The organism is Streptomyces sp. NPDC037100, assembly GCF_055606225.1.
In genome coordinates this window covers 395011-418620 of the sequence record NZ_JBVJSX010000002.1, presented here as the reverse complement: position 1 = coordinate 418620, position 23610 = coordinate 395011, and the positions used below count along the sequence as shown (strand labels likewise).

The window sequence follows — 23610 nt, the reverse complement described above, 5'->3', positions numbered from 1 at the left end:
GCACCCGTTGCTGACCGCAAGAGACCGCGATGGAGTGCGTCGGCACTTCGCGGCCCGACGGGAACGCCGGCAGGCTTCAACGCTGGCGGCGGCGGGGGAACGAGCCTCTGACAAGACCGGATCATGCGAAGCCCTTGCGGACGGGCCCCAGACCCCCCCGGCTACGCCTCAACCCGAGGCCCTGGCCTCCCTCACTCTCCCTCCCTCAGTCCCGACACGACGACCTCCACCCGAGCCCCTTCCCGCACCCCCCACCCACCCATCGCCCCGGCCTCCGCCTCCACCACATGCCGGGCCCGCAGCCGAGGCAGCCCCAGCCGCCCGGGCCGCATGGTGCGCACGGCGACGACGCGAAGGTGCCGATCGAGATAGACGACGTCGATCGCCATGCGCATCCGAAACGTGTGCACGCTGTTGGCGGGCGAGAGCAGGATCGCACCGTCGAGGGAGTCCCGCCCCAACAGCCCCCTGGTCCGGGCCCGATAGGAGGCGGCGATCTCCAACGGCACCCGGACGGAAGCCTCCCCGCCACCCCCGTGCACGACCAGTTCCCCACGTCCGTCCCGCCAACGCCGCCCCATCCGGGCCCCCTCCGACCGTGCCGCATGCCAACGGCTCTCCGTCCCCGACGGTATCCGCAGACAGCAGCCCTCACATGGGCCCCACGGACCCACGCCCTTTGCTCATTCCTGACTGAAACGCCGTACACAGCACCGCTGTTGGCGTTCGCCAATGGCGCGTTATGCAACCGTTACGGCTCGAACCGGACGACGAAACGCCGATTCCTCCCCATACACCCCGCCAGTTGACAAGCTTCACCCTGGTGCCGCCGAACCCCGCTGTATAGCTTTGGTTCGCTCAAGAGAAGCCTCGCCTCTGACCGGGAGCCGACCGTGAACCGCCGCCCCACCCTCCTCGCAGCGCTCACGCTGACCGCCGCTGCGGCCCTGACGCTGTCCGCGTGCGGGAGCGACGACAGCTCCGCGGCCAAGGACAATGACAAGATCGCGGGAGCCGACACCGGGGGCAAGGCGTCGCCCTCGCCGAGCCCGAGCGAGCCGACTGCGGGCGGTCGGCCGAAGATCGAACTGCCGTCGGACGTGACCTACGAGTTCGAATGGAAGAAGACCGGAGACGCCCAGAAGGACGCCGTGCTCAACGATGCCGAGCAGCGCATCAGGGCCGTGGACATGGCCATCGCCAAGCAGGATCCGCTCGACAAGGCCTACCGCTTCTACTCCGAGGGCACGGCGGCTGCCGAAAGCCAGAAGTACATCCAGGAATTCGTCGACCACAAGGCACGCACGACCGGTCTGACCCGCTACTACAACGAGAGCCTGACCCTCAAGGACGACGGCACGGCTGCACTCGTGTACTGCGAGGACCAGAGCAAGGCGTTCAACAAATTCCTGAAGTCCGGAAAGACCGATGTCACATCGGTGACGAAGGACAGCTACGTCGTCTACGCCGGCACCCTGCGTAAGAACGGCGACGGCGTATGGGTCACCGAACGACTGATCTCGCAGCGGGGGAGCGCGAAGTGCCAGCCTTGATCCGTACCAGACGCCTGCTCTTCACCTCAGGACTCATAGCCGTCGTCATGGCCACTGCCGGCCCCGCCTACGCGGAAAAGGGGTTCGGCGGCACGGACGGTGAAACACAGGAGGCCAACGCGGGCAAAGACGGCACCGTCTCCGTCACCGTGGGCGGCGTCGTCTTCGACCGCTCGAAGAACGGCAGCGGCAAGTCCACCGGCGCGCTCACGTCGACCACGTCCTGGACCCCGCCGCCCTGCTGGTACGCCCCGAAGTACACCCCGGAACAGCTCCAGAAGACCATGGAGCCGGTCTGGGAAGCCGGTTCGACCGGCTACGAGTGGGACGCCAAGCAGCGCGACCGGTACGTCAACGGACACCCGTACAAGGACTTCAACAAGGACAAGACCGGCAAGGGCTACTTCTGGGACTCGTTCGTCGACGAGGACTTCCCCCCGGGCTGGGACTCCTGCACTAAGGAGCCCTTCTGGGTGGACCAGGGCGACCCGCCGCCCCCGAACATCAACAACGCCGTCACGCCCAAGATCCTCGCCGAACTGGCCTATGCGGAGATTCGCGTCCCCAGCACCGAAGTCACCCTGGCACCCGCCGCACAGACCAAGGTCAACCTGCCGACCTGGGCCTGGCTGGACGCCGCCGACTTCAAGCCGGTCTCCGTCACCGCGTCCGTACCGGTGATCGGTATCACGGCGACCGCGACGGCGAGACCGACGTCGCTCAGAATCGAACCGGGCACCAAGGACGCCGAGACCTACCCGGCCTCAGGAGTCTGCCGAATCAACAACGACCGCATCGGTGAGCCCTATGCGAAGGGCAAGGCGGACCGGACGCCACCCTGCGGAGTGAGGTACCTGCGCTCCTCGGGCAACGGCACGTACCCCCTCCAGGCCACCGTCACCTGGGAGATCGACTGGACCGGCAGCGGCGGCGCAAGCGGCGACCTCCCCGACGGCACGTTCGGCGCGACCCAGGACGTCGTCGTACAGGAGATCCAGGCCGTCAACCGCTGAGCCGAGCCCCGGACCCACCCGGCAGGGCGATCACCCGTAAGGGTGATCGCCCCGCCCGCCCGATCGACTGAGTGCATGAGTGTCGAGCGGCATGCTGTTCAGGAACGGGACGGCTTGGCGTGCAGGGGCGTGGTGCCCAGACCTTCCCTGTCCCGCGTGCCGAAGCTGGACCAGAGCCCGGCCACCAGGAAGAGCAGGGCCCCCAGTACCAGGTACACAGGTCGTCCTCCGACCTGGTCGAAGAGGAACCCTGTGGCCAGGATGGCAGCGGCGGATACGACGCGAATGACGGCGTCGAGAAGCCCATCCCAGGTACCGAGGATGGCTGAGGGTGCACGCAGCTGGACGACGAGGCCGGCTGACCGAAGATAGACGGTGAAGCCGAGGCCGAAAAGGATCAATCCGGCGGCGAGGAGCCATTGCGAGTGGCCGAGGAACGCTGCAATCAGTGCACCGGTACCGGCAACTGCTGGAGCCCATCGCATGCTGGGGTAGATGCCGTCGGGGCCGGCTTTGGCCACGATCAGGCCGCCGAGGATGGCTCCGATGGTGGAGCATGCCAGGAAGGATCCGGCGCGGGCCGCTGACATGTCCAGGGTGTCCCTCATAAGGGAAAGCAGGGACAGGATCACCGTGGAAAGGGCGAGCACGGACAGGCTGTGGAACACGGCGAAGCGCCGCCATGCGCGGCTTGCCACCATGGTCTTGGCGACCGTGCGCCGGGAGACCGGCTCGGCTGAATACTCGGGGTCTGCGTCAGACTCGCTGCCCGCGACGGTGTCCTCGCCGGGGACAGCCGGACGTCGGGACACGACGGCGATGAATGCGATGAAGAAGATCAGGGCGAGGACCTGTAGACCGGCCGCGGCGAGGAGCCCCTTGGAGCCGGGGAGCAGAACGATGATTCCGCCGGCCACGACGGGGGAGACGAGCTCGCTGGCTGAGCGCACACTGCCGGAGATGCCCTGCACCCGCACCAGGGTCTTCGCGTCGAGGAGCCTGGGGAGAAGCACGAACAGCGCCATCTCTCCGATGTGATGCACGAGATCCACTGCTGCCGCGGCGACGACGATCGCCCACAGGTGGGAGGAGAGGAACGACGATCCGAGACCGATGAGGGCGAAGACGCCGATCTTGACCAGGTAGGAGACGACGAGGACGCCCTTGGGGTTCCCGCGGTCCAGCAGAGGGCCGGCCACAATAGAGGCGACGACTTCGACGCCGTACCCGACGCAGTACACCAGGCCGACGGTGCTGACGGCGCCGGTCAAGTCCAGGGCGAGGTTGGCGAAGGCGATGTCGTAGATGCCCTCGCTCAGTGAGCGAGCCAGCACGAGTGCTGCGAGCACCACGAGCAACAGCCCGAGCCAGCGGGGAGCGTTGAAGCGGGCCGTGTGTTCTTGCGGCTGTTGCGTGGTGGAGGTCATCGGTAGGCCAGCTCTCGAACGACATCGTCGCCGAGCGGGGCGCCTGGGGCGTCATAAGAGGGCAGTAACGCAGTGGAGGGAACTGGTTCGAACAGCCTCGGCATCTTCGCGCCTTGAGAGCCGTGCACTTCGTACTCGACCCGGTAGTGAAGGGTGCCTGTGCCGCGGACTCGCATCAGCACGCCGGGCGCGATGGTGAGCACCACGCGCGGGTCACGAGGGAAGGGGAGGATCTGTTCGTCTCCGAAGGTGGGGGAGTCGCAGCGCCGGTCGATCAGGTGAAGTTCCATCTCGGGATTGTCGTACAGCAGCGCAGACAGCTTCAGCGTGAGGTTGGGGTGGCTGCTGAAAACGTCCGGCCATGCGGCGGGGATGTCCAAGACCATGGTGTCGGCCAGGCCGCTGCTGATGTTGGAGCCGATGCCGAACGAATCGTCGCGGATGTGCTGATAGGAGCCGACCTCGGCTGACACAGTGGCCAGTTGCGACGTCGGCAGTTCGGGCTGTTGCCCGGTGAGGTCTGTGTCCAGGAAGTAGCGGTGGAGTTGGCCGTTTATCATGGTCGTGGCGACGACCCCTCGTTCTGTAGCCCCTCCCCGCCAGCTCTGTGACACTGCCCTGGACATCAGGAACTGGGCCTGGGTGGGCAGTTCGACCGAGTTGGCGATGGTCTTCGGCCGTGAGACTCGCATGGAGTCCACAGAGTAGGTGGCATTGTCCTCAAGGGGGTTCCAGGGCGAGGACGGATCAGCGGGGCCGAGGATGGAGTAGTCGTTCCGGGTCGTCACGCCGCCGAGATCCTCGAACCAGTGCGCGTATCCCGGAGGGATCGCCAGGACACTCGATCCGTCTGCCGGCACGTCGACTTCCAGCTTGCGATCGTACTCCAGCGAGTTCTCGCGACAGTCGTACATGTGCACTTTGACGGGCCGGGCGTCGACGTCCCCATAGAAGGACAACCGGTCGTACTGGCCGAGGTGAAGGGCATACTCCTCGTAGGCGAAGTGCTGGCTGTGCACCATGTAGTGGTAGGGCCGGTCGTTGCGCGAGGACCGGATGTGCCGTGCGCCCGGGAGGCCGGAGTCGTGCCCCGTGGCCCGGGTCTTGGTCATGATCACATGCGGCTTGGGGAGAGAAGGCACGACGTGGATCCTTCCTGGACGTGTGCGGGGGCGGGCGCACCTGCTTGGCGCACCCGCCCCCGAGTGCAGAGGCCTTACTGAAGGGTGCTGACCGTGACGCCCTCCGGCAGGGCAGCCTGGAACTCCTCGACGCTGCCGAAGGCGCGAGAGGTGATCTCCTCCTCGACGCCGGCGTCGATCACCGACTTGGAGATCTTGCCGAGGACGCTGCGGAAGTACTCCGGCGTCTCGAAGTAGGGCTCGAGAGCCGAGCGGAGGCTGTCCAGAGCGGCTCGGGCGGCGGGGTCCGCGACCTCTTCGATCATGGTGTTGAGGTCGTTCTTCCAGGCCGTGGTCTCAGTGGTGGTGATGGACATGGTGGTTTCCTTTCAGCGGTGGGTGAGAGAGATCGCCTTGGCCTCCATGCGCGCCAGCGCATGCAGGGTGGCGCCGGGCAGGTAGCGGTCGCTTTCCTGCTCGAGTCTGCTGCGGCCTACTTCGGAGGGAGCCGCTGTCGTGGCGTCACGTCCGAGCTGGTGCTCCGGCCCGTAAGGAAGGTCCAGGAGCTCCATTTCGGAGCGCAGCCAGATGCGGCCGTTTCCGGTCAGCCGGTACCAGGTGCCGGGGGGGATGCGGGCACCGATGGTGGGGTCGCCGAGTTGCACTGCGGTTTGGTGGCCGTCAGCGTCGACCACCTCGATCTGGGCGTCCGTGCTGCCACCCAGCCAGGTGAGCCGGCGGCTGGAGTACTCGTGACGGACGAATCGGCTGTCGCTGCCGAGTTCCATTTCAAGAACGTCGGATGTGCAGCTGTCCGTCGACGGAACAACGGTGAAGGATTCCGGGCCGGTCAGCACGAAGTTGTTCCGGCCGGTCATCCCGTGTTCGTCCGGCTCGCTCTCCGCCGCTCGCCAGTTGGGTCTGATCGTCGCGTAGGTCGTCTTGCCGCCGATGGACACCCGGAAGCGGGCGGCATAAGCGCCGCGGACCTGTTGGTTGGTTCGCTGAGACATGCGCGAGAGCAGCATGTGCGCGGAGACCGGCAGTTCATGGCGGTTGGTCTGCACGACTGGTGCGGTCGGGGCGGTGCGCAGGAAGGAGATGAGGTCGTTGTCCGGTTCCCAGTCCGGATTCTGATCTGCGTACCAAACGGGTTCGTCGCGCGTGACCACGCCGCCGAGTCCGTCGAGCGTGTGGGCGACACCCTTGGGGATGATCAGTACGCGGTCAGGAGACACGGACATATTGATGGTGATCTCATCGCCGAGCTGAGGGGAGTCCTCCCGACAGTCGATCAGGTGCACGCTGATGCGCTGGCCGTCGCCGAAGAAGGTGAGTCGGTCGTCCTGGCCGACGTGGATGCCGAAGGTGGAGTAGGTGAAGTCCGTCTCGTGCGTGACGTAGTCAGTGATGCCGGGGCCGTTGGTGATGCGGACCACGCGCACCACGCCGTAAGTACCGTCACCGTCGGTCGTGTTCGTCGTCTCGAGTCGGACCCCGGGAAGGGAGAAGCCCAGGCTCGTAACGTCGTCAGGGACATGGAAGGTGTCGATGTGGCGGCGCTCGGTTGTCCGTTCCAGCGCTGCGGCCGGCTCGCTCTCGGCCGTTTCGAGCATGGCTGTTCCCTTCTGCTGATGTTTGTGGGGTGTGGCCGACGCGTTGGCCGTAGTGGAAGGAAGGGCGCGGGGCCACTTACCGCAAGGGCGTCACTCGTCGAAGTCGCCGGGGCCGTCAGGGCTCTTGTCGGTGAAGTGCAGGTCGTCTGAGAGTCGCCAGCCCCGGAGCTGTGCGCTCGCGAGTGCTCTCAGACAGGCAGCACGGGCGGTGAGAAGTGCCTCGGCCTCACACTCCGCCAGGAGGAAAAGAACCAAGTCGATCTGGCCGCGGCCTGCTCGGGTCCAGAGGTGCTCGATGTGATCTGCTGGCAGGAAGTAGGAGGTGAACAGGTCAGTGAGCATGTCCGGGACAGGCCACTCACGGGGGCTGACCAACTGGACGCTAATCATGTGCATGACATCTCCGGTGTCGCGACCGACCCGGTCGCGCTCGATCAGAGGTGTCGCAGAGAGGCGCTGTCACGGGAGCCACCCCAGCCGAATCCATCGCCGGCGGCACCCTTTCGAGGTTTGTCGCCCCAGCCGAATCCATCGCCGGCCGCTGTGCGCTGAGTGCCTGTCGACAGTTGCCCCACAGCGGCACCAGCGGTTTCGGTCGCCGTAAGGAGCGCGGCGGTCACGAGTGTTGCGGCGACGATCCGGAGCATGGCAGGTTCCCCCCGTAGTTTGAATACTTTGCGGTGCTTATCCCGCCCCACCCCGTTTTGCGGGGTGTTGCGTTTCGATGGCTTAAGACTGGCCGACCCCAACGGGCATGTCACTAGTGGGCGGCCGTCCTCAAGGTGACTGGCACCTTGGAGCCATCTCGCCAGGCAGATGGAACGTTGTCTCCAATGGCTCTTGATCCGCATCAACCCCTGAGAAAGCCTTTCCGCATAGGGAAACCATGATCACGGGGGGCAGAGATCGTCATGCTTCAGTCACTTGGGCTGTCGGGCGACGCCGAGGTCGTCTACCGGGCAACGCTTCGCCAGCCGGATCACGGCGTCACAGCCTTGGTAGAGGACACCGGATTGAGCGAAGCCGCCATCCGAGCAGCCCTGGACGAACTTGCGGTGCTCGCCTTGCTCAAGCCGTCGGACCAGTTCAGCGGCAGACTTCGTCCCGTCAGCCCGGAAGTAGGACTGTCGACCCTCCTCGCCTCAGCCGAAGCGGACCTCGCAGGCCGCCGCGCCCAGGTGGAGAAGGCTCGCGCCGAGATCGCAGCCATCGCCGCGGAGCACCGGACAAGTCGCGAGACTGACGCCGCCACACGCCTCGAGGGAATCGACGCGGTACGGGCGCGACTAGAGGAACTCCAGAAGACCACTGAGTCCGAATGCCTCTCCCTGAACCCCGGCGGCGCGCACCGTCCCGACGCGCGAAATGCCGCAACCCCCCTGAACGAGCAGGCCCTGAAGCGAGGAGTCGTCATAAAGGCGGTGTGCCGCGAGAGCTTCCGCAACGACGCCGACACCCTTGCCTACGCACGATGGCTCATTTCTCACGGCGGCCATATGCGCACAGTACCCACGGTGCCCATTCAAATGATCATCGTAGACAGCAGGGCGGCCATCGTTCCCCTCGACCCCGCCACCCCCCGTGCAGGCGCCCTCGAAGTACGCAGCGCCGGCGTAGTGACAGCACTGCGTGCACTATTCGAGCAAACCTGGGCCGCGGGAACCGACTTCGGCGAACAACCACTCGCTGACAGCAACGGATGCACCCCGGTAGAGAAAACCCTGCTCGGGATGATCGCGGCCGGAGACACAGACGAAGCAGCCGCTCGCAAGCTCGGCGTCTCCTTGCGTACGGTGCGCCGAATGATGTCTCACCTGATGGAGAGACTCGGAGCGGCCAGCCGATTCCAAGCCGGTGTGAACGCAGCGAAGCAAGGATGGCTTTGATGGGCGGCATTCTCCAGCGAGGCGAGGCGAAGTCGCAGATGAAGGAGAGAAGAGGGGAGACCACCAGCGACTTGACGCTCATCGCAAGTGGGCCGCCCTCTCCAGACGACGTGCCGACACGCTTGGTCCAGGATGGCAGTCGCGCTGTCATGACAACCGACGGAAGCACCGCGGCTCGGCGCCTGCGCGCCCTGGTCCCAGACCCTGAATTCGGCCGGACGCACGCGTTATGCCGCCAGCGCAAACGGTCAGAACAGGAGCGCCGCTCGGAGACCACGTCACCAACGTGATCACGGACATGGCCACCATCTCGGCCGCCATGAACGACGGCCAGGCCCTGTTCGTTGGAATGCCGTGAGAGTGACAGCAGTTCCCGTAGAAGTCGGCGAGCCCTGATGGATTGGGGCAGTCGATGACGATGGCTACAACTGTCCGATCACCCGCTGGCTATGCTGCTTGCAGCTGAGAAGCACCACGGTTTGCGGATTGTCCCGGAGCGATCTGCCGAGTCGGTGTAGGCAGATGATGGCGCAGCCCAGTGCCAGTTGGCCTTGATGGAGGTCGGCCCAGCGTTCGTAGCGGGTGCGGAGTGATGTCCCGCACCTGTGGTTGTGGGACAGCCACAGCCGTGTCAGGCGCTCGCTACCTCCCACTATGGGAGTTGTGAAGCCGATCTGCGCTGGATAGGAGGAACATATGACCGCACTAGGTGCAGTATTCCGTCCCCAACTCGCCCCAGAACGAATCCGATCTGTAGCCCAGGTCGCCGATGACGCCGGGCTCGATGAGCTCTGGCTCTGGGAAGACTGTTTCAGAGAAGGCGGTATCTCCACCGCCGCCGCTGCCCTCGCGTGGACCGAGCGCGTGCGGGTCGGGGTCGGGCTGTTGCCCGTGCCGCTGCGGAACGTGGCCATCACCGCCATGGAGGCCGCCTCGCTGCACCGGATGTTCCCCGGGCGGGCGATCCTCGGTGTGGGGCACGGTGTGCAGGACTGGATGGGGCAGGTCGGCGCCCGCGTGGAGTCGCCCGTCACCCTGCTGCGAGAGCATCTCCTCGCGCTGCGGGCCCTGCTGGCCGGCGAGCGGGTCACGGTCGACGGGCGGTACGTCAAGCTCGACGACGTCGCTCTCGACTGGCCGCCGGACGGCCCGCCCAGCGGCGTGCTGGCCGGGGCCACCGGGCCGCGGTCGCTGCGGCTCACCGGCGAGGCCGCCGACGGCACCATCCTCACCGCCTCCACCAACGCCGAGGGCGTGCGCAAGGCACGGCGGCTCGTCGAGGAGGGGCGGGCGGCGGCCGGCCGTGGGGCCGGGCACCACCCCGTCGTCGTCTACCTGCTCACCGCCACCGGGCCCGACGCCGAAACCCGGCTGCGTGCGGAACTCGTCGCCGAGGGAGTCGACTCCGTACCGGACCTCGGAGTCGCCGGGGACGCCGGAGCCGTCGCGAAGGCCGTCGAGCGGCTCGTCGAGGCCGGGGCCGACCGCGTCGTCCTGCAACCGACGGCGGACGAACCCGACCCGGAGGGGTTCGTGCGGTTCGCGGCGGAAGAGGTGCGTCCGCTCGTTCCCTGAGGCCCGCTCGTTCCCTGAGGCCCGCTCGTTCCCTGAGGCCCGTTGTCAGTGGTCGCTGCCACACTCCGGGCATGAGCGATGACGACGCGGACGTGCGCCTGCGAGACGTGGTGGAGGCCGACCTCGAGTTCTTCCTGACGTACGAGCACGATCCGGAAGCCGTTCGGCGGTCGAGGTTCACCCCTCGGCCGCGCGAGGCGTTCCTGCGGCACTGGAAGACCAAGGTCCTCGGGGACGACACCGTCTTCGTGCAGGCCGTGACCGTCGACGGTGAAGTCGCCGGCAGCGTCGTCGCCTGGTGGGACGCGGACCGCCGCTTCCTCGGGTACTGGCTCGGCCGCCCGTACTGGGGCCGAGGCATCGGCAGCCGGGCCCTCGCCCTCTTCCTGGAGCGGGAGCGGAACCGGCCCCTGCACGCCGATCCCGTCATCGACAACACCGGCTCCGTACGCCTCCTCGAGAAGCACGGCTTCCAGCGGACCGGCACTGTCCGGCACGGCGACAACGAGCACGTCATGCTCGTCCTCGCTTGAGCGGAAATCGCGTGACGCCCCCGTCCAGCCCGGCGGGACGTACTTCGCCCAGCACGTCGGCCCGAGCAGCGTCTTCGAACTCGTCGAGTACTTCCTCGGGCCCCAGCCGGACGGCGTGCGCGGCGCCCGTCATCCCGACCGTGAGCGTGCCGACGCCGAGGCCGCCGGGCTCGACGTCGGCGATCTGCGGGCGGAGCGGCTGCGCATGGAGTTCCATGACATCGGCGCGGTCGTGCACTTCCTGCGCAAGGTGGTCCGGATGGTCCCCGGCTTCACCGTCGAGGCATATGAGCAGCGGCTGCGGGAGCTGCACGAGCGCATCCGCGCCGAGGGCCCCTTCGTCGCCCACAGCACCCGCCACCTCTTCGAGGCACGCAAGCCGGACTGACGCCGCGGCCCGCGTCCTCACGCGTGCGGCCCGACCGTCACCTTCCCCACCACCAGCTCCGGCGCAGCCTCCAGCACCTCACCCACCCGCTCCACCTGCTCGCCCAGCTCCCGTTCCTGCCGTGCCGTCAGCCGGACGAGCGGCTCGACCGTGACGGTCGTACGACGGCCGCGTCGCCGCTGGTGCCACACCCCCGCCACGACACCGTCGACGAGCAGCGCCGGGTAGGTGCCCGCCTGGCCGCCCCCGAGGGCGCGCTCGTACGCCGCCCCGGGGAACAGCCGCTCCCGGGGCTGCCCGGCGATGACGTACGCGTCGAAGAAGGGGAGCAGCCGCACACCCCGCGCCGGGCCCTCCGGGAAGTCGGTGTCGCCCGCCGCCACCCACGCCGGTGTCCCTTTGAAGAGGACTTCCTCGATGCGGCCGGCAGGGACCGGTCGTCCCAGAGGGCGGCCCGTACGTCCGCCCGTGTCACGCCGTCCGCCCGCATCCCCACCGACAGCTCGGCCGCGGAGAGCACCTGCGCGTGCGCGCCCGGCATCGCGCCGACCACCTCGGCGACCGGTGTGCCGCGGTGTGCCGGTCCCGGCCGGCCCGGCCAGGAACTGCCGCTCCGCCCGGCGCGCGCTCGCCGCGTCCCACGTGATCTTCACGGTCTTCACGGTCGTCGTCATGGTGCGACGCCAGGCGAGAAAGAGGACGGATTGCGTCCTATATGGCGACCTGCGCCCCGACTCGGCCCATGCCGCTCGCGCGTCACTCCTTTCACTCACTGCACTTGCGCATCTTCCGACGAGGGTTTTCACATCGTTATCGCTCACAGCTCGCCTCCGCGCTGCCGCTCACGTAGGTTCGGACCAGGGTAATTCGCGTGAGCAAAGCTGCGCGGGCGGTGCCGCGCAGTGGAGGGGGCTGCGCGGTGCCAGGGCCTCCCGGCCGATTCGGGCCACCGGCGATGTCGAGTCGGCAAAGCGGCGAATCGGAGCCGACCCGGGGGCGGTGAAGGGCGGGTGACGGTCAAGGGGGCGTGTGCGGCCGGTTCACCCATCGGGGGGATGCCGTGACAAGTCACCCGACTGGGCCCCAAGGTGCGTCAAATCCTCCGGATTCCGCCCCCAGGAGCCCGATTCCCCAGCGTATGCGCGGTGTTTCGGCCAGAAGTGAGCCCTGAACGAGGGCTTCCGTGAGCATCGCCGCGTCGCCGGGCGGCTCCGGAGAGTAGTTGTGGCACGCCGATGCACGCAGCAGCACTCACGAAGGGTTATGGTGGAAACCCCCCCTCGGGCCGGTCCGTCTCCCCCCCACGGACCGGCCCGTTTTTCTTGGCCCGCCGGGCGGCTCGAACCATCGGCCGGAACCGTTCGTTCCGCCCCCGTTGGCGGCCCACGGCCGCGGCGAGGGTAGGCTTCGCCTCCGGGGGCCGCCATACGGGCAGGGACCGCCCGCGGCCACGACAGGGCCGCACGCCGCGGCCTGTCCGATCCGTACGGAGGGGCTGACAATCACGTGAACCTGCGCGACAAGCTGCGCGGCCTGCTGGTCAGGCTGTACGCACGCCGGGTGGAAGGTCACCTGGACCACGCTCAGGTGCCCAAGCACATCGGCGTCATCATGGACGGCAACCGGCGCTGGGCGAAAGCCGCCGGTTCCAGCACTGTCGACGGCCACCGGGCCGGGGCCGGGAAGATCGAGGAGTTCCTCGGCTGGTGCAGTGAGACCGACGTCGAGGTCGTCACCCTCTGGCTCCTGTCCACGGACAACTTCGACCGGCCGCAGGAAGAGCTCGTCCCCCTGCTCGGCATCATCGAGGACGTCGTACGCACCCTGGCAGCCGACGGCCGCTGGCGCGTGCACCACGTCGGCACGCCCGACTTGCTGCCCTCGGGGATGCAGACGATCCTCAAGGAGGCCGAGGAGACCACCGCGAACGTCGACGGCATAGTGGTCAACGTCGCCATCGGCTACGGCGGACGCCAGGAGATCGCCGACGCGGTGCGGTCGATGCTGCTCGACGCCCAGGACAAGGGCACCTCGATGGAGGCGCTCGCCGAGGCCGTCGACATCGACATGATCGGGCGTCACCTCTACACGAGTCACCAGCCCGACCCCGACCTGGTGATCCGCACCAGCGGCGAGCAGCGGCTGTCCGGATTCATGCTCTGGCAGACCGCGCACTCGGAGTACTACTTCTGTGACGTGTTCTGGCCGGCGTTCCGCAAGGTGGACTTCCTGCGGGCCATGCGCGACTACGCCGCCCGCCACCGGCGCTACGGCGGCTGACGTACCCGCAGACGGGCACCCGGACGCAGGACGTCCCACGTCACAACACCTCCCGGTACCCCCTTGGCGACGCCTGTAACGCCGAGTTCACCGGCTCGCCGTCATATGCCGTGGCATGGCGACGCTCGTTCGAGGGCATAACCCAGACAGGTCGACGCCCGAACCACGGGTGTCGGATCTCAGCGGACGGCACGGGGCCGTCCGCCCGGGAGGCCCTTTGCACCAGCCCGATCGTGCGGTCACAGCACGGACGAAGAGGCGGAGGGCCGGTTCTCGGCCCGCGCAGGGCGGCCGACGACCGGTCCAGCTCCATACCGTCGCTCCCCGACCTCATCCGAGGGGGTACGTCCTTCCGTGGTGACCAGCACAAAGCGCCACAAGCCCGACCGGCGCACCTATGTTCTCGACACCAGCGTCCTGCTGGCCGACCCGAACGCCCTGAACCGCTTCGACGAGCACGAGGTCGTGCTCCCCATCGTCGTGGTCACGGAGCTGGAGGCGAAGCGGCACCATCCCGAACTCGGCTACTTCGCCCGGCAGGCCCTCCGCCTGCTCGACGAGTTCCGGGTCCGGCACGGTCGCCTCGACGCACCCATCCCGACGGGAGATCTGGGCGGGACCTTCCGTGTCGAGCTCAACCACTCGGACCCCAGCGTGCTGCCCAGCGGCTACCGCCTGGGGGACAACGACTCCCGCATCCTCGCGGTCGCCCGCAACCTGCAGGCCGAGGGGTTCGACGTCACCGTCGTGTCGAAGGACCTCCCGCTCAGGATCAAGGCGTCCTCCGTCGGGCTCCTCGCCGAGGAGTACCGCGCGGAACTCGCCATCACGGACTCCTCCGGCTGGACCGGAATGTCCGAACTGACCCTGCCCGGTGAGCAGGTGGACATCCTCTTCGAGGAGGGGCACGTCCACGTCCCCGAGGCCGCCGGCCTGCCGGTGCACACGGGCCTGATGATCCAGTCGGAGCGCGGCAAGGCGCTCGGACGGGTCACGCCCGACGGCACCATCCGGGTCGTGCGTGGGGATCGTGAGGCGTTCGGCATCAAGGGCCGCAGCGCCGAGCAGCGGATCGCGCTCGACCTGCTGCTCGACCCGGACGTCGGGATCGTGTCCATGGGCGGCCGGGCCGGCACCGGCAAGTCGGCGCTGGCACTGTGCGCCGGTCTGGAGGCGGTGCTGGAGCGCCGTCAGCACCAGAAGGTGATGGTCTTCCGTCCGCTGTACGCGGTGGGCGGTCAGGAGCTGGGCTATCTGCCGGGCTCCGAGGCGGAGAAGATGAGCCCCTGGGCACAGGCCGTCTTCGACACGCTGTCGGCGGTCACGTCCCGGGAGGTCATCGAGGAGGTCACCGCGCGCGGGATGCTGGAGGTCCTGCCGCTCACCCACATCCGGGGCCGCTCGCTGCACGACGCGTTCGTGATCGTGGACGAGGCCCAGTCGCTGGAAAGGAACGTGCTTCTTACCGTTCTGTCCCGGATCGGGGCCAATTCACGGGTGGTTCTCACCCATGACGTGGCTCAGCGGGACAACCTCAGGGTCGGCCGGTACGACGGTGTCGTCGCCGTCGTCGAGAAGCTGAAGGGGCATCCCCTCTTCGCGCATGTGACCCTGACGCGGTCCGAGAGGTCCCAGATCGCCGCCCTTGTGACCGAAATGCTCGAAGACGGGCAGATCTGACCGACCGCAGTAAGTAGTAGCGCTTATGCGATAGTTGGCGCCGTCCGGAGAAGGCCAAGAGCCTAGCCGGGCGGCGCCTTCGCGTGTGGCCGTTCCGTGGAATTCCCTGCGCCAAACGGGATGTGAGCTTTCACACGCAACTCGGAATTGCCTTGCCCCGCCGTGTTACGGCAGAGTCTCTCTCCTGTCAGGCCCCGCATACGACACACCTGTACCCCCAGCGGTACGGCACCACAAGAGCAACAGCATCAACTGCATAGCGATGTCGTATGCCGCCCGAGCAACACGCGGCGCTCCCCTCGGGGGAGTTGCCCACCGGGCCCGCGCCTCCCGTGACCCCGCAGTTGGGGAGGCCAGTGCCAGGGGCACGATTGCGTCCGCGAGGGTCACCGAAGCGGGCGATGCTGGAAGGAAAACCGTGTGAGCCGGATCTCGGTCCGGGGATTCGCAGTGGCTTCGGCCACGGCGGTCACCGCTGTCGGAAGCGTCGTCGGAGTTGCCTCGGGCAGCACCGCGCAGAACAACGACGCCGAAGCGGCAGCCAGCGGCGCCACCCTGCTCGCGGACATCCCCGCGGGTCAGCAGGCCCAGGTGCAGACCGCGTCCCTGACGCAGCAGGCCGACGCGCAGGCCATCCAGGCGGACGCGAGCGCCAAGAAGGACGCCGAGGAGGCAGCCCGCAAGGCCGCCGCCGAGACGGCCGTCGCCAAGAAGGAAGCCGCCGAGAAGGCCGCCAAGGCCGCCGAGGAGGCAGCCAAGGAGCGCGCGGAGGTCAAGGCCGCCGCCAGCCGCTCCAAGGACGTCTCCGACTTCCCCGTCGCGAGCTCCTACAGCATCGCCCAGATCCAGGCGATGGCACGGCAGATGGTGCCGTCGGGCCAGTTCCAGTGCTTCAGCAACATCGTGGACCACGAGTCCGACTGGAACTACAAGGCCGTCAACCCCTCCTCCGGGGCCTACGGCATGTTCCAGGCGCTGCCCGGGTCCAAGATGTCGTCCGCCGGCGCCGACTGGCAGACCAACCCGGCCACCCAGATCAAGTGGGGCCTCAGCTACATGAACGACCGCTACGGCAGCCCCTGTGACGCCTGGTCGTTCTGGCAGGCCAACAACTGGTACTGAGCCGACCGGCCCCGGCCGATCCCGTCCTTCGCGCGAGCCCCGCACCGTCGTCCGGTGCGGGGCTCGCGCCATGTACGGTCGGACGAACGGCTCCTCGGGGGAGTGGCGCGCCAAGACGGGGGAAAAGGACGGATCATGTCGCGAGTGCCAGGGTGGCTCGGCCGGCTCGGTGCCGGGCTGACCGAGATGAGCGAGCGGTACAACGAGCGCCGCGCCGAGGCCGAACGGGAGCGGGACGACGCCGACTCCCCGATGCTCGCCGACGACCACGTGCCGCCGCCCCCGGACTACGCCCCCGACATCGCCGCCCGCCCCGATCCCGCGCTGGCCGTGCCGTGGGGCGTGCGGGTCGCGGCGGAGGCCGGCTGGCGGCTCCTCGTCCTCGCGGGCACCCTCTGGGTGCTGATGCGGGTCATCAGCGCCGTCCAGCTCGTGGTGCTCTCGTTCGTCATCGCGCTGCTCATCACGGCGATGCTGCAGCCGACGGTGGCGCGGCTGCGGCGCCATGGCGTGCCGCGCGGACCGGCGACCGCGCTGACGGCCGTCCTCGGCTTCGTCGTCATCGGCCTCATCGGCTGGTTCGTGACCTGGCAGGTCATGGAGAACATCGACGACCTCTCGGGCCAGATCCAGGACGGCATCGACGAGTTGCGGAACTGGCTGCTGAACAGCCCCTTCCACGTCACGGACAAGCAGATCAACGAGATCGCCACGAACCTGCGCGAGGCGGTCGGGGCCAACACCGACCAGATCACCTCGGCGGGTCTGGAGGGCGTGACGGTCGTCGTCGAGGCGCTGACCGGGATCCTGCTGACGGTCTTCTGCACGCTGTTCCTGCTCTACGACGGCAAGCGGATCTGGGAGTGGACGCTGAAGCTGGTGCCGGCGGCGGCACGGCCGGGGGTGGCCGGGGCCGGTCCGGCGGCGTGGCGGACGCTGACGGCGTATGTGCGGGGCACGGTGATCGTCGCGATGATCGACGCGATCTTCATCGGCCTGGGGATCTACTTCCTCGATGTGCCGATGGCCGTGCCGCTGGCGGTGTTCATCTTCCTGTTCGCGTTCATCCCGCTGGTGGGCGCGGTGGTCTCCGGGGCGCTGGCGGTGGTCGTCGCGCTGGTCACCCAGGGGGTGTTCACGGCCGTCATGACCCTGGTGGTGGTGCTGGCGGTGCAGCAGATCGAGGGGCACATCCTGCAGCCGTTCATCCTCGGGCGGGCCGTGCGGGTGCATCCGCTGGCAGTGGTGCTGGCGGTGGCGTGCGGGGGAATGGTGGCCGGGATCGGCGGTGCGGTGGTCGCCGTGCCGCTGGTCGCGGTGACGAACACGGTCGCCGGGTATCTGCGGTCGTATTCACAGAAGTCGGCGCTGCGGCACTCGGTGCGACCGCGCGGGGCCACGGCGATGAGCGCGGAGCCGGCCCCGCCCCCCGCGGAATAGCCGGAACGCCGACAGGGCCCCGTCCACCGGTCAGGTGGGCGGGGCCCTGCGAGGGTGAGGCGGGCAGCCGGGGATTACTCGGCCAGAACCGCCTCGGCGTCCAGCGTGACGCCGACCGCCTGGATCACGGAGGCGATCTTGAAGGCCTCCTGGACGACCTCGCGGTCGAGACCGGCCTTGCGCAGCACCTGCTCGTGGGAGTCGAGGCACATGCCGCAGCCGTTGATGGCGGAGACCGCGAAGGACCACAGCTCGAAGTCGACCTTGTCGACGCCGGGGTTGCCGATGACGTTCATCCGCAGGCCCGCGCGCAGGGTGCCGTACTCGTGGTCCGACAGGAGGTGGCGGGTGCGGTAGAAGACGTTGTTCATCGCCATCACCGCGGCGGCGGCCTTGGCCGCCGTGTACGCCTCCGGCGACAGGTTCGCCTTCGCCTCCGGCTCCAGCTCGCGCAGCACGATCGGGGAGCGCGAGGCGATGGCCGTCGACAGCACCGTGCCCCACAGCTGCTGGGCCGGAAGGTCGGAGTTGCCGATGACCGAGCCCAGGTTGAGCTTCAGGTCCTTGGCGTAGTCCGGTATCGCGGACTTCAGGGCATCCAGCGACATGTCAGATCACTCCCCGGAGAGCAGCGCGACGGGGTCGAGGGTCTCGTCGCCCTTCGACCAGTTGCAGGGGCACAGCTCGTCCGTCTGGAGGGCGTCCAGGACCCGGAGGACCTCCTTCGGGTTACGGCCGACCGAGCCCGCGGTCACCATCGAGAACTGGATCTCGTTGTTCTGGTCCACGATGAACACCGCGCGCTTGGCGAAGCCGTCCTCGCCCTCGATGCCGAGGTCGCGCATCAGCTCGTGCTTGGAGTCGGCCATCATCGGGAACGGCAGGTCACGCAGGTCGTCGTGGTCCTTGCGCCAGGCGTGGTGAACGAACTCGGAGTCACCGGAGAAGCCGAGGACCTGCGCGTCGCGGTCGGCGAACTCCTCGTTCAGCTTGCCGAAGGCGGCGATCTCGGTCGGGCACACGAAGGTGAAGTCCTTGGGCCACGCGAAGATGACCTTCCACTGACCCTCGTAGGTCTTGTGGTCGATCTGCTGGAACTCCTTGCCCTTCTCCAGCGAGACGCAGGCGGTCAGGTCGAACTCGGGGAACTTGTCACCGACGGTGAGCACACACACTCCTTGCAGCGAAGAAACTCCCGGATCGCGGGGGTTTCCCATGGGTTGGACTGTGTTGATGTTGGCACAGGCTCGATTGATTACGGAAATAGCTACACTCGGTCGAGTTGATCGGAGGTAGCTATCAGTGACTGTCGGTAATAAGCGCAGGCAGCCCAGTCTCGCCCAGCTCCGTGCCTTCGCGGCGGTGGCCGAGCACCTTCATTTCCGGGACGCGGCCGCGGCGATCGGCATGAGCCAGCCCGCCCTCTCGGGCGCCGTGTCGGCCCTGGAGGAAACACTCGGAGTGACGCTCCTCGAGCGTACGACGCGCAAGGTGCTGCTCTCACCCGAGGGTGAGCGGATCGCCGTACGGGCCAAGGCGGTTCTGGGGGAGGTGGGCGCGCTGATGGAGGAGGCCGAGGCGGTCCGGGCGCCCTTCACCGGGGTGCTGCGGCTCGGAGTGATCCCGACGGTCGCGCCCTATCTGCTGCCGACGGTGCTGCGGCTCGTCCACGAGCGGTATCCGCACCTCGACCTCCAGGTGCACGAGGAGCAGACCGCCAGCCTGCTCGACGGCCTGGCCGGCGGCCGGCTCGACCTCTTGCTGCTCGCCGTGCCCCTGGGCGTGCCGGGCGTCACCGAACTGCCGCTGTTCGACGAGGACTTCGTGCTCGTCACCCCGCTCGACCACCGGCTCGGCGGCCGGGAGGGCATCCCGCGTCAGGCGCTGCGCGAGCTGAACCTGCTCCTGCTGGACGAGGGGCACTGTCTGCGCGACCAGGCCCTCGACATCTGCCGAGAGGCCGGCCGCGACGACGTGCCGGTCACCACGACCGCCGCCGGGCTGTCCACGCTGGTCCAGCTCGTCGCGGGCGGGCTCGGCGTCACCCTGCTGCCGCGCACCGCCCTCAAGGTCGAGACCTCCCGCAGCAACCAGCTCCTCACCGGGTACTTCGCCGACCCGGCCCCCACCCGCCGGATCGCGCTGGCGATGCGGGCGGGGGCCGCGCGGGGCGGGGAGTACGAGGAACTGGCGGCCGCCCTGCGCCAGGCCCTGCGGCCGCTGCCCGTGCGGGTCGTCGACCGGGACGCCTGACGGCCCGTACGAAGGCCTACTCCGTCCGAAGCCCGTCCGCTCGCGTCAGCTTCAGCAGCGGCGGCAGGCTCAGCAGGGTCACCACGAGGACGACGCCGGCGCCGATGCCGGTCATCGACAGCACGCTCGACCAGTCCACCCGGACCGACGTGTTGGTCATCCGCAGCAGGACCGCGCCCAGGGCCATGCCCACCGTCGCGGCGAGCAGCAGGCCGAGACCGATCGGGATGGCGGTCTGCCACAGCACCGACAGGCCCAGGGTGCGGCGCCGGGTGCCGAAGGCGACCAGGGACGACAGGAGCTTGCGGCGTTCGCGCAACTGCTCCAGCTGCGAGACCAGCAGGCTCGCTCCGATCAGGGCCAGCACACATGCGGCTCCGACGGACAGGCCGGTGCGGATGGCGGCGTAGCGGTCGTTGCTCTCGATGCTGTGCCAGGTCATCGGCTGGGACACCGGGTCGAGCCGCGCGGCCGTGTTGCGCACGTGGTCGTAGGCGTCCGGCACCGAGGGGTCCACGCTCAGGAAGAGCCGCGTCGACATGAGCGCTTCGAGCTTCTCGGGCAGCGCGCCGGGGGTGATCAGGATGCCGCCGCGCTCGTACCCGGTGGGGTCCTCGCGGGACTCGGCCTGCCGGATGCCCCGCGGAACGGTCCAGGAGACCGTACGGTCGCCGGCGCGGCCGGATTCCTCCGATTCGGCCCACAGGGGCGTGCCGGGCACGGCCAGGCGCTCGCTGTCGCTGTCGTACTCCGAGCCCTTGGCCGCGAACATGTCACCGTCGCGGCAGTCGGGGAGCGTTGCGACTTCACGCAGCGACGCGCAGTCGGCCACGGTGATCTGGATGAGGGCGTCCGCCTCGCGCCGGTGGCCGAGATGGAAATCCGACAGGGCGGTGACCTTGCGTACGCCCTCGGTGTCGCGGTACTGCGCGGCGACCGGGGCGGCGTCGCTGCCGTCCGGCACGTCCACGCTCATCTGGGCCCGGGAGACGTCGTACTGCGACGCCCTGGTGTAGGTGCCCTCCACTCCGGCGAACAGCATCTGCAGCGCGATCGCCCCGGCCACCGCCACCGCGATGCCGTTGACCATGCGGGCCGCCACACCGCTGCTCAACTGGAGTCGGCGCACGGCCAGTTGCCAGGCGACCCCGCCCGAGCCGAGCCGGGCGACGACCGTCTCCACCACCCAGGGCAGCAGCGCTGTGACACCGATCAGGAGCAGCATCACGCCGCCGACGACCAGGTACTGGTTGAAGTTCCCGCCGTCGTCGCCCTGCCCGATCATCGGGTAGAGCAGCGCCAGTCCGCCCAGCGGCAGCAGCAGCCTCCACCACAGCCTGCGTCGCGCGGGCTTGGCCGTGCGCACCACGCCGAGGGGCTCGATGACCACGCCCCGCAGCGCGAGGATCGTCACCAGGACCGCGGCCGCCGGCACCACCACTGCGACCAGCGCGGCCAGCAGGGGGGAGGGGGTCAGATAGCTCGGGAACACGCTGACGCGGAACACCTCGACGGAGGCCGCCAGTTGCCGTCCGAGCAGGAAGAACCCGGTGCCGAGGACGAGCCCCAGCACGGAACCGGCGAGCGCCTCGCCCGCGGCGATCCGCCGGGTCATCCGGCTGTCGGAGCCGACCAGCCGCAGCGCCGCGAGCCTGCGGTCGCGCCGCTCGCCGCCGAACCGTACGGCCGCGGTGATGAACACGGCGACCGGCATCAGCAGCACCACGAAGACGACCAGGACCAGCAGGAGCAGCACCGGGTCCCACGGGTCGGACGACCCCAGGTCACTGCCGAAGCTGTCGATCCGGGCCCCGCTGGCGGAACCCTTCAGCAGTTCCGCGAGCCCCTTGCCGCCCGCGTAGTAGGCGAGTTCCTTCGAGCCGACCAGCCCCTGCTCGCCGATCGTGCCCGTGATCCGGTAGTGCAGCCGCTCCCGCAGCAGCTTGCCGTCACCGGAGGCGAGCAGCTCCTTCAGCGCGGGGGAGACGACCATCTCGCCGTCCGCGGGGAACGCCGGCACCCCCGGGGGCAGCGGAGCCTTCGGGCCCTCGGCCTCCAGCATGCGTCCGCGCACGTCCTGGTCCCGGAACGTGGTGTCCGCGTCCAGGACGATCAGGGTGTTGTCGGCCTTCGGTATCTCCTGCTGGCTGAAGGTGTGGTCGCTGCGCGCCTCCTCGCGCCGGTCCCGTTCCGCCAGCGCGCCCGGGACGGCGGTGGTGAGCAGCAGCAGCGCCACTCCGAGCCCGACGCCGACGGCCGTGAGCAGCGCCCGGGTCCACCCCTCGCGTCCGCCGGCGAGGGCGAACCGGGCCCCCATGCCCAGGTCCCGGCTCCACTGCCTGACGCTCATACGACGCGCTCCATGTCACGGGACTTGCCGTCCCGGACGACGATCTCGCGGTCGGAGTACGCGGCCACCCGCGCCTCGTGGGTGACGAGCACCACGGCCGTGTTGGCCGACCGGGCGGCGTCCGTGAGCAGCTCCATCACGCGCTCGCCGTTGAACGAGTCGAGTGCGCCGGTCGGCTCGTCGGCGAAGACCACCCGCGGGTTCGTCACCAGCGAGCGGGCCACGGCGACCCGTTGGCCCTGACCGCCGGAGACCTCACCGGGCCGCTTCTTGCGGAGGTCGTCGACCTCCAGCCGTTCCATCCACGCCAGCGCGGTCCGCTCGGCCTCCTTGCGGGAGGAGCCGTTCAGCCGCAGCGGCAGCGCGACGTTCTCCACGCAGGTGAGTTCCGGCACGAGCTGCCCGAACTGGAACACGAACCCGAACTCCGAGCGCCGCAGCGCACTGCGCTCGGCGTCGCCCATCGCGGTCACCTCGCGCCCGTTGTACGTGATCGAGCCCGAGTCGGGCATGACGATTCCGGCCAGGCAGTGCAGCAGGGTCGACTTGCCCGAGCCGGACGGGCCCATCACGGCGACGACCTCGCCCGGGTGGATGGAGAACCCGGCGCCGTCGAGCGCGGTCGTGGGCCCGTACACCTTGCGCAGGTCCTGTGCGGTGAGGAGCGAACCAGGGGGAATGGTCACGGGGCCACCGCCTCACGGAGCTTGTCCAGACGGGCCGCGGCCAGCTCCAGCCAGCGCAGGTCCGCCTCCAGGTGGAACAGCGCGTGGTCGCAGATGAGCTGGTCGGCCAGATCGCCCTTGCGCTTGCGGTCGGTGAGGATCCGCATGCTGCGCAGGTGCTCCGAGCGCTGGGTGTCGAGGATGTCACCGGCGTCGCGGTGGGTGAGCAGCGCGAGGACGACCTTCGTGTAGAGGGTCGACTGGAGGTAGGGCTCCGGCTTCTCGGGCGTGGCGAGCCAGCGCGCGACGTCCGTGACCCCGGCCTCGGTGATCGCGTACCGCTTGCGCTCGGGCCCGTCGCCCGCCTCGATGCCGTCGACCTCGACGAGCCCGTTCTTCAGCAGGCGGGACATCGTCGAGTAGACCTGGCCGTAGTGGAGCGGCCGGTCGTGACCGAACTTCTCGTCGAAGGCCCGCTTCAGGTCGTAACCGTGGCGCGGGCCGGACTCCAGGAGTCCCAGGAGTGTGTGACCGATGGACATGGGCAGGACTGTACACGGGGTGTATACGCCGGATGTATACGCGGAGTGTGTAGATCGTGGCCGGGGGTGCGGGAGTGCAGGTCGAGGGCCGTTGTCACGATTCCGCAACAGCCTCCGGCCGGGACTGGGGTGAACCGGCCTGTCCGGCGCTCGAGGCCGGGGCCGG

Annotated in this window: 22 protein-coding genes and 1 pseudogene; 11 read left to right on the top strand and 12 right to left on the bottom strand. The window is 68.6% G+C overall.

Annotated features, from left to right (window positions below):
- Positions 1 to 191: 191 nt before the first annotated feature.
- A complete protein-coding gene (locus ACZ7EG_RS07035) occupies positions 192 to 581 on the bottom strand; it encodes a DUF192 domain-containing protein (RefSeq protein WP_471073444.1) in 390 nt (129 codons plus the stop codon).
- Between the two features lie 312 nt (positions 582 to 893).
- Between ACZ7EG_RS07035 and ACZ7EG_RS07030 the strand changes: the two genes are divergently transcribed.
- Positions 894 to 1553 carry a hypothetical protein gene (locus tag ACZ7EG_RS07030; RefSeq protein WP_471073441.1) on the top strand — a complete coding sequence of 220 codons (660 nt, stop codon included), beginning with the start codon at positions 894 to 896 and terminating at the stop codon, positions 1551 to 1553.
- A 47-nt stretch (positions 1554 to 1600) separates the two neighbouring features.
- Complete coding sequence (locus ACZ7EG_RS07025; protein ID WP_471074830.1) at positions 1601 to 2566, top strand: hypothetical protein; 966 nt, start codon at positions 1601 to 1603, stop codon at positions 2564 to 2566.
- Between the two features lie 98 nt (positions 2567 to 2664).
- Here ACZ7EG_RS07025 and ACZ7EG_RS07020 read toward each other — a convergent pair whose 3' ends face one another.
- From ACZ7EG_RS07020 to ACZ7EG_RS07000, 5 genes are all read right to left on the bottom strand, one after another.
- Complete coding sequence (locus ACZ7EG_RS07020; RefSeq protein WP_471073438.1) at positions 2665 to 3993, bottom strand: MFS transporter; 1329 nt, start codon at positions 3991 to 3993, stop codon at positions 2665 to 2667.
- Positions 3990 to 5135 (bottom strand): hypothetical protein, encoded by a 1146-nt coding sequence (locus ACZ7EG_RS07015; protein ID WP_471073435.1) that lies wholly within the window; start codon positions 5133 to 5135, stop codon positions 3990 to 3992. The genes ACZ7EG_RS07020 and ACZ7EG_RS07015 overlap by 4 nt, the downstream gene beginning before the upstream one ends.
- A gap of 74 nt (positions 5136 to 5209) precedes the next feature.
- Positions 5210 to 5491 carry a hypothetical protein gene (locus tag ACZ7EG_RS07010; RefSeq protein WP_471073432.1) on the bottom strand — a complete coding sequence of 94 codons (282 nt, stop codon included), beginning with the start codon at positions 5489 to 5491 and terminating at the stop codon, positions 5210 to 5212.
- Positions 5492 to 5503: 12 nt separating this feature from the next.
- Positions 5504 to 6730 carry a hypothetical protein gene (locus tag ACZ7EG_RS07005; RefSeq protein WP_471073429.1) on the bottom strand — a complete coding sequence of 409 codons (1227 nt, stop codon included), beginning with the start codon at positions 6728 to 6730 and terminating at the stop codon, positions 5504 to 5506.
- A gap of 90 nt (positions 6731 to 6820) precedes the next feature.
- Positions 6821 to 7072, bottom strand: a complete 252-nt coding sequence (locus tag ACZ7EG_RS07000) for a hypothetical protein (protein WP_471073426.1) — start codon at positions 7070 to 7072, stop codon at positions 6821 to 6823.
- Positions 7073 to 7641: 569 nt separating this feature from the next.
- Between ACZ7EG_RS07000 and ACZ7EG_RS06995 the strand changes: the two genes are divergently transcribed.
- From ACZ7EG_RS06995 to ACZ7EG_RS06980, 4 genes and pseudogenes are all read left to right on the top strand, one after another.
- Positions 7642 to 8616, top strand: a complete 975-nt coding sequence (locus ACZ7EG_RS06995) for a LuxR C-terminal-related transcriptional regulator (protein ID WP_471073424.1) — start codon at positions 7642 to 7644, stop codon at positions 8614 to 8616.
- Between the two features lie 696 nt (positions 8617 to 9312).
- Positions 9313 to 10191, top strand: a complete 879-nt coding sequence (locus ACZ7EG_RS06990; RefSeq protein ID WP_471073422.1) for an LLM class flavin-dependent oxidoreductase — start codon at positions 9313 to 9315, stop codon at positions 10189 to 10191.
- A gap of 71 nt (positions 10192 to 10262) precedes the next feature.
- A complete protein-coding gene (locus ACZ7EG_RS06985) occupies positions 10263 to 10724 on the top strand; it encodes a GNAT family N-acetyltransferase (protein WP_471073420.1) in 462 nt (153 codons plus the stop codon).
- A 22-nt stretch (positions 10725 to 10746) separates the two neighbouring features.
- Positions 10747 to 11112 (top strand): annotated as a pseudogene (locus ACZ7EG_RS06980) (SAM-dependent methyltransferase); the annotation flags it as partial.
- Between the two features lie 17 nt (positions 11113 to 11129).
- Here ACZ7EG_RS06980 and ACZ7EG_RS06975 read toward each other — a convergent pair.
- A complete protein-coding gene (locus ACZ7EG_RS06975) occupies positions 11130 to 11885 on the bottom strand; it encodes a DNA glycosylase AlkZ-like family protein (protein WP_471074827.1) in 756 nt (251 codons plus the stop codon).
- A 733-nt stretch (positions 11886 to 12618) separates the two neighbouring features.
- Between ACZ7EG_RS06975 and ACZ7EG_RS06970 the strand changes: the two genes are divergently transcribed.
- The 4 genes from ACZ7EG_RS06970 to ACZ7EG_RS06955 all read left to right on the top strand — a co-directional run bounded on the left by ACZ7EG_RS06970 (position 12619) and on the right by ACZ7EG_RS06955 (position 17634).
- Positions 12619 to 13392, top strand: a complete 774-nt coding sequence (locus ACZ7EG_RS06970) for an isoprenyl transferase (protein WP_471073418.1) — start codon at positions 12619 to 12621, stop codon at positions 13390 to 13392.
- A 354-nt stretch (positions 13393 to 13746) separates the two neighbouring features.
- The gene (locus tag ACZ7EG_RS06965) at positions 13747 to 15072 is read left to right on the top strand and encodes a PhoH family protein (protein ID WP_471073415.1); all 1326 of its coding nucleotides are present in this window, start codon (positions 13747 to 13749) and stop codon (positions 15070 to 15072) included.
- Between the two features lie 420 nt (positions 15073 to 15492).
- Positions 15493 to 16194: an aggregation-promoting factor C-terminal-like domain-containing protein gene (locus ACZ7EG_RS06960; RefSeq protein WP_471073412.1), complete on the top strand. Its 702-nt coding sequence runs from the start codon at positions 15493 to 15495 to the stop codon at positions 16192 to 16194.
- 135 nt (positions 16195 to 16329) lie between these two features.
- A complete protein-coding gene (locus ACZ7EG_RS06955; protein WP_471073409.1) occupies positions 16330 to 17634 on the top strand; it encodes an AI-2E family transporter in 1305 nt (434 codons plus the stop codon).
- A gap of 74 nt (positions 17635 to 17708) precedes the next feature.
- Here ACZ7EG_RS06955 and ACZ7EG_RS06950 read toward each other — a convergent pair whose 3' ends face one another.
- Both ACZ7EG_RS06950 and ACZ7EG_RS06945 read right to left on the bottom strand, forming a co-directional pair.
- A complete protein-coding gene (locus ACZ7EG_RS06950; protein WP_031103031.1) occupies positions 17709 to 18242 on the bottom strand; it encodes an alkyl hydroperoxide reductase in 534 nt (177 codons plus the stop codon).
- Positions 18243 to 18248: 6 nt separating this feature from the next.
- Complete coding sequence (locus ACZ7EG_RS06945) at positions 18249 to 18803, bottom strand: peroxiredoxin (RefSeq protein WP_030842656.1); 555 nt, start codon at positions 18801 to 18803, stop codon at positions 18249 to 18251.
- A gap of 133 nt (positions 18804 to 18936) precedes the next feature.
- On the opposite strand from ACZ7EG_RS06945, the gene ACZ7EG_RS06940 reads away from it, so the two are divergent.
- Positions 18937 to 19887, top strand: coding sequence for a LysR substrate-binding domain-containing protein (locus ACZ7EG_RS06940; protein ID WP_401865078.1), 951 nt, complete (start codon positions 18937 to 18939; stop codon positions 19885 to 19887).
- A gap of 16 nt (positions 19888 to 19903) precedes the next feature.
- Here the strand turns inward: ACZ7EG_RS06940 and ACZ7EG_RS06935 are convergent, their stop codons facing one another.
- The 3 genes from ACZ7EG_RS06935 to ACZ7EG_RS06925 are packed head-to-tail and all read right to left on the bottom strand — an operon-like array spanning position 19904 to position 23444.
- The gene (locus tag ACZ7EG_RS06935; protein ID WP_471073404.1) at positions 19904 to 22237 is read right to left on the bottom strand and encodes an ABC transporter permease; all 2334 of its coding nucleotides are present in this window, start codon (positions 22235 to 22237) and stop codon (positions 19904 to 19906) included.
- Positions 22234 to 22923, bottom strand: coding sequence for an ABC transporter ATP-binding protein (locus tag ACZ7EG_RS06930; protein ID WP_471073401.1), 690 nt, complete (start codon positions 22921 to 22923; stop codon positions 22234 to 22236). The genes ACZ7EG_RS06935 and ACZ7EG_RS06930 overlap by 4 nt, the downstream gene beginning before the upstream one ends.
- Positions 22920 to 23444, bottom strand: coding sequence for a PadR family transcriptional regulator (locus tag ACZ7EG_RS06925; RefSeq protein ID WP_471073398.1), 525 nt, complete (start codon positions 23442 to 23444; stop codon positions 22920 to 22922). The genes ACZ7EG_RS06930 and ACZ7EG_RS06925 overlap by 4 nt, the downstream gene beginning before the upstream one ends.
- Positions 23445 to 23610: the final 166 nt, after the last annotated feature.

Coding starts and splice junctions, on each gene's coding strand:
- ACZ7EG_RS06985 (WP_471073420.1), top strand. CDS start 10,263: ATGAGCGATGACGACGCGGACGTGCGCCTGCGAGACGTGGTGGAGGCC.
- ACZ7EG_RS07005 (WP_471073429.1), bottom strand. CDS start 6,730: ATGCTCGAAACGGCCGAGAGCGAGCCGGCCGCAGCGCTGGAACGGACA.
- ACZ7EG_RS07020 (WP_471073438.1), bottom strand. CDS start 3,993: ATGACCTCCACCACGCAACAGCCGCAAGAACACACGGCCCGCTTCAAC.
- ACZ7EG_RS06955 (WP_471073409.1), top strand. CDS start 16,330: ATGTCGCGAGTGCCAGGGTGGCTCGGCCGGCTCGGTGCCGGGCTGACC.
- ACZ7EG_RS07025 (WP_471074830.1), top strand. CDS start 1,601: ATGGCCACTGCCGGCCCCGCCTACGCGGAAAAGGGGTTCGGCGGCACG.
- ACZ7EG_RS06935 (WP_471073404.1), bottom strand. CDS start 22,237: ATGAGCGTCAGGCAGTGGAGCCGGGACCTGGGCATGGGGGCCCGGTTC.
- ACZ7EG_RS06950 (WP_031103031.1), bottom strand. CDS start 18,242: ATGTCGCTGGATGCCCTGAAGTCCGCGATACCGGACTACGCCAAGGAC.
- ACZ7EG_RS07010 (WP_471073432.1), bottom strand. CDS start 5,491: ATGTCCATCACCACCACTGAGACCACGGCCTGGAAGAACGACCTCAAC.
- ACZ7EG_RS06990 (WP_471073422.1), top strand. CDS start 9,313: ATGACCGCACTAGGTGCAGTATTCCGTCCCCAACTCGCCCCAGAACGA.
- ACZ7EG_RS07000 (WP_471073426.1), bottom strand. CDS start 7,072: ATGCTCACTGACCTGTTCACCTCCTACTTCCTGCCAGCAGATCACATC.
- ACZ7EG_RS07035 (WP_471073444.1), bottom strand. CDS start 581: ATGGGGCGGCGTTGGCGGGACGGACGTGGGGAACTGGTCGTGCACGGG.
- ACZ7EG_RS06995 (WP_471073424.1), top strand. CDS start 7,642: ATGCTTCAGTCACTTGGGCTGTCGGGCGACGCCGAGGTCGTCTACCGG.
- ACZ7EG_RS06925 (WP_471073398.1), bottom strand. CDS start 23,444: ATGTCCATCGGTCACACACTCCTGGGACTCCTGGAGTCCGGCCCGCGC.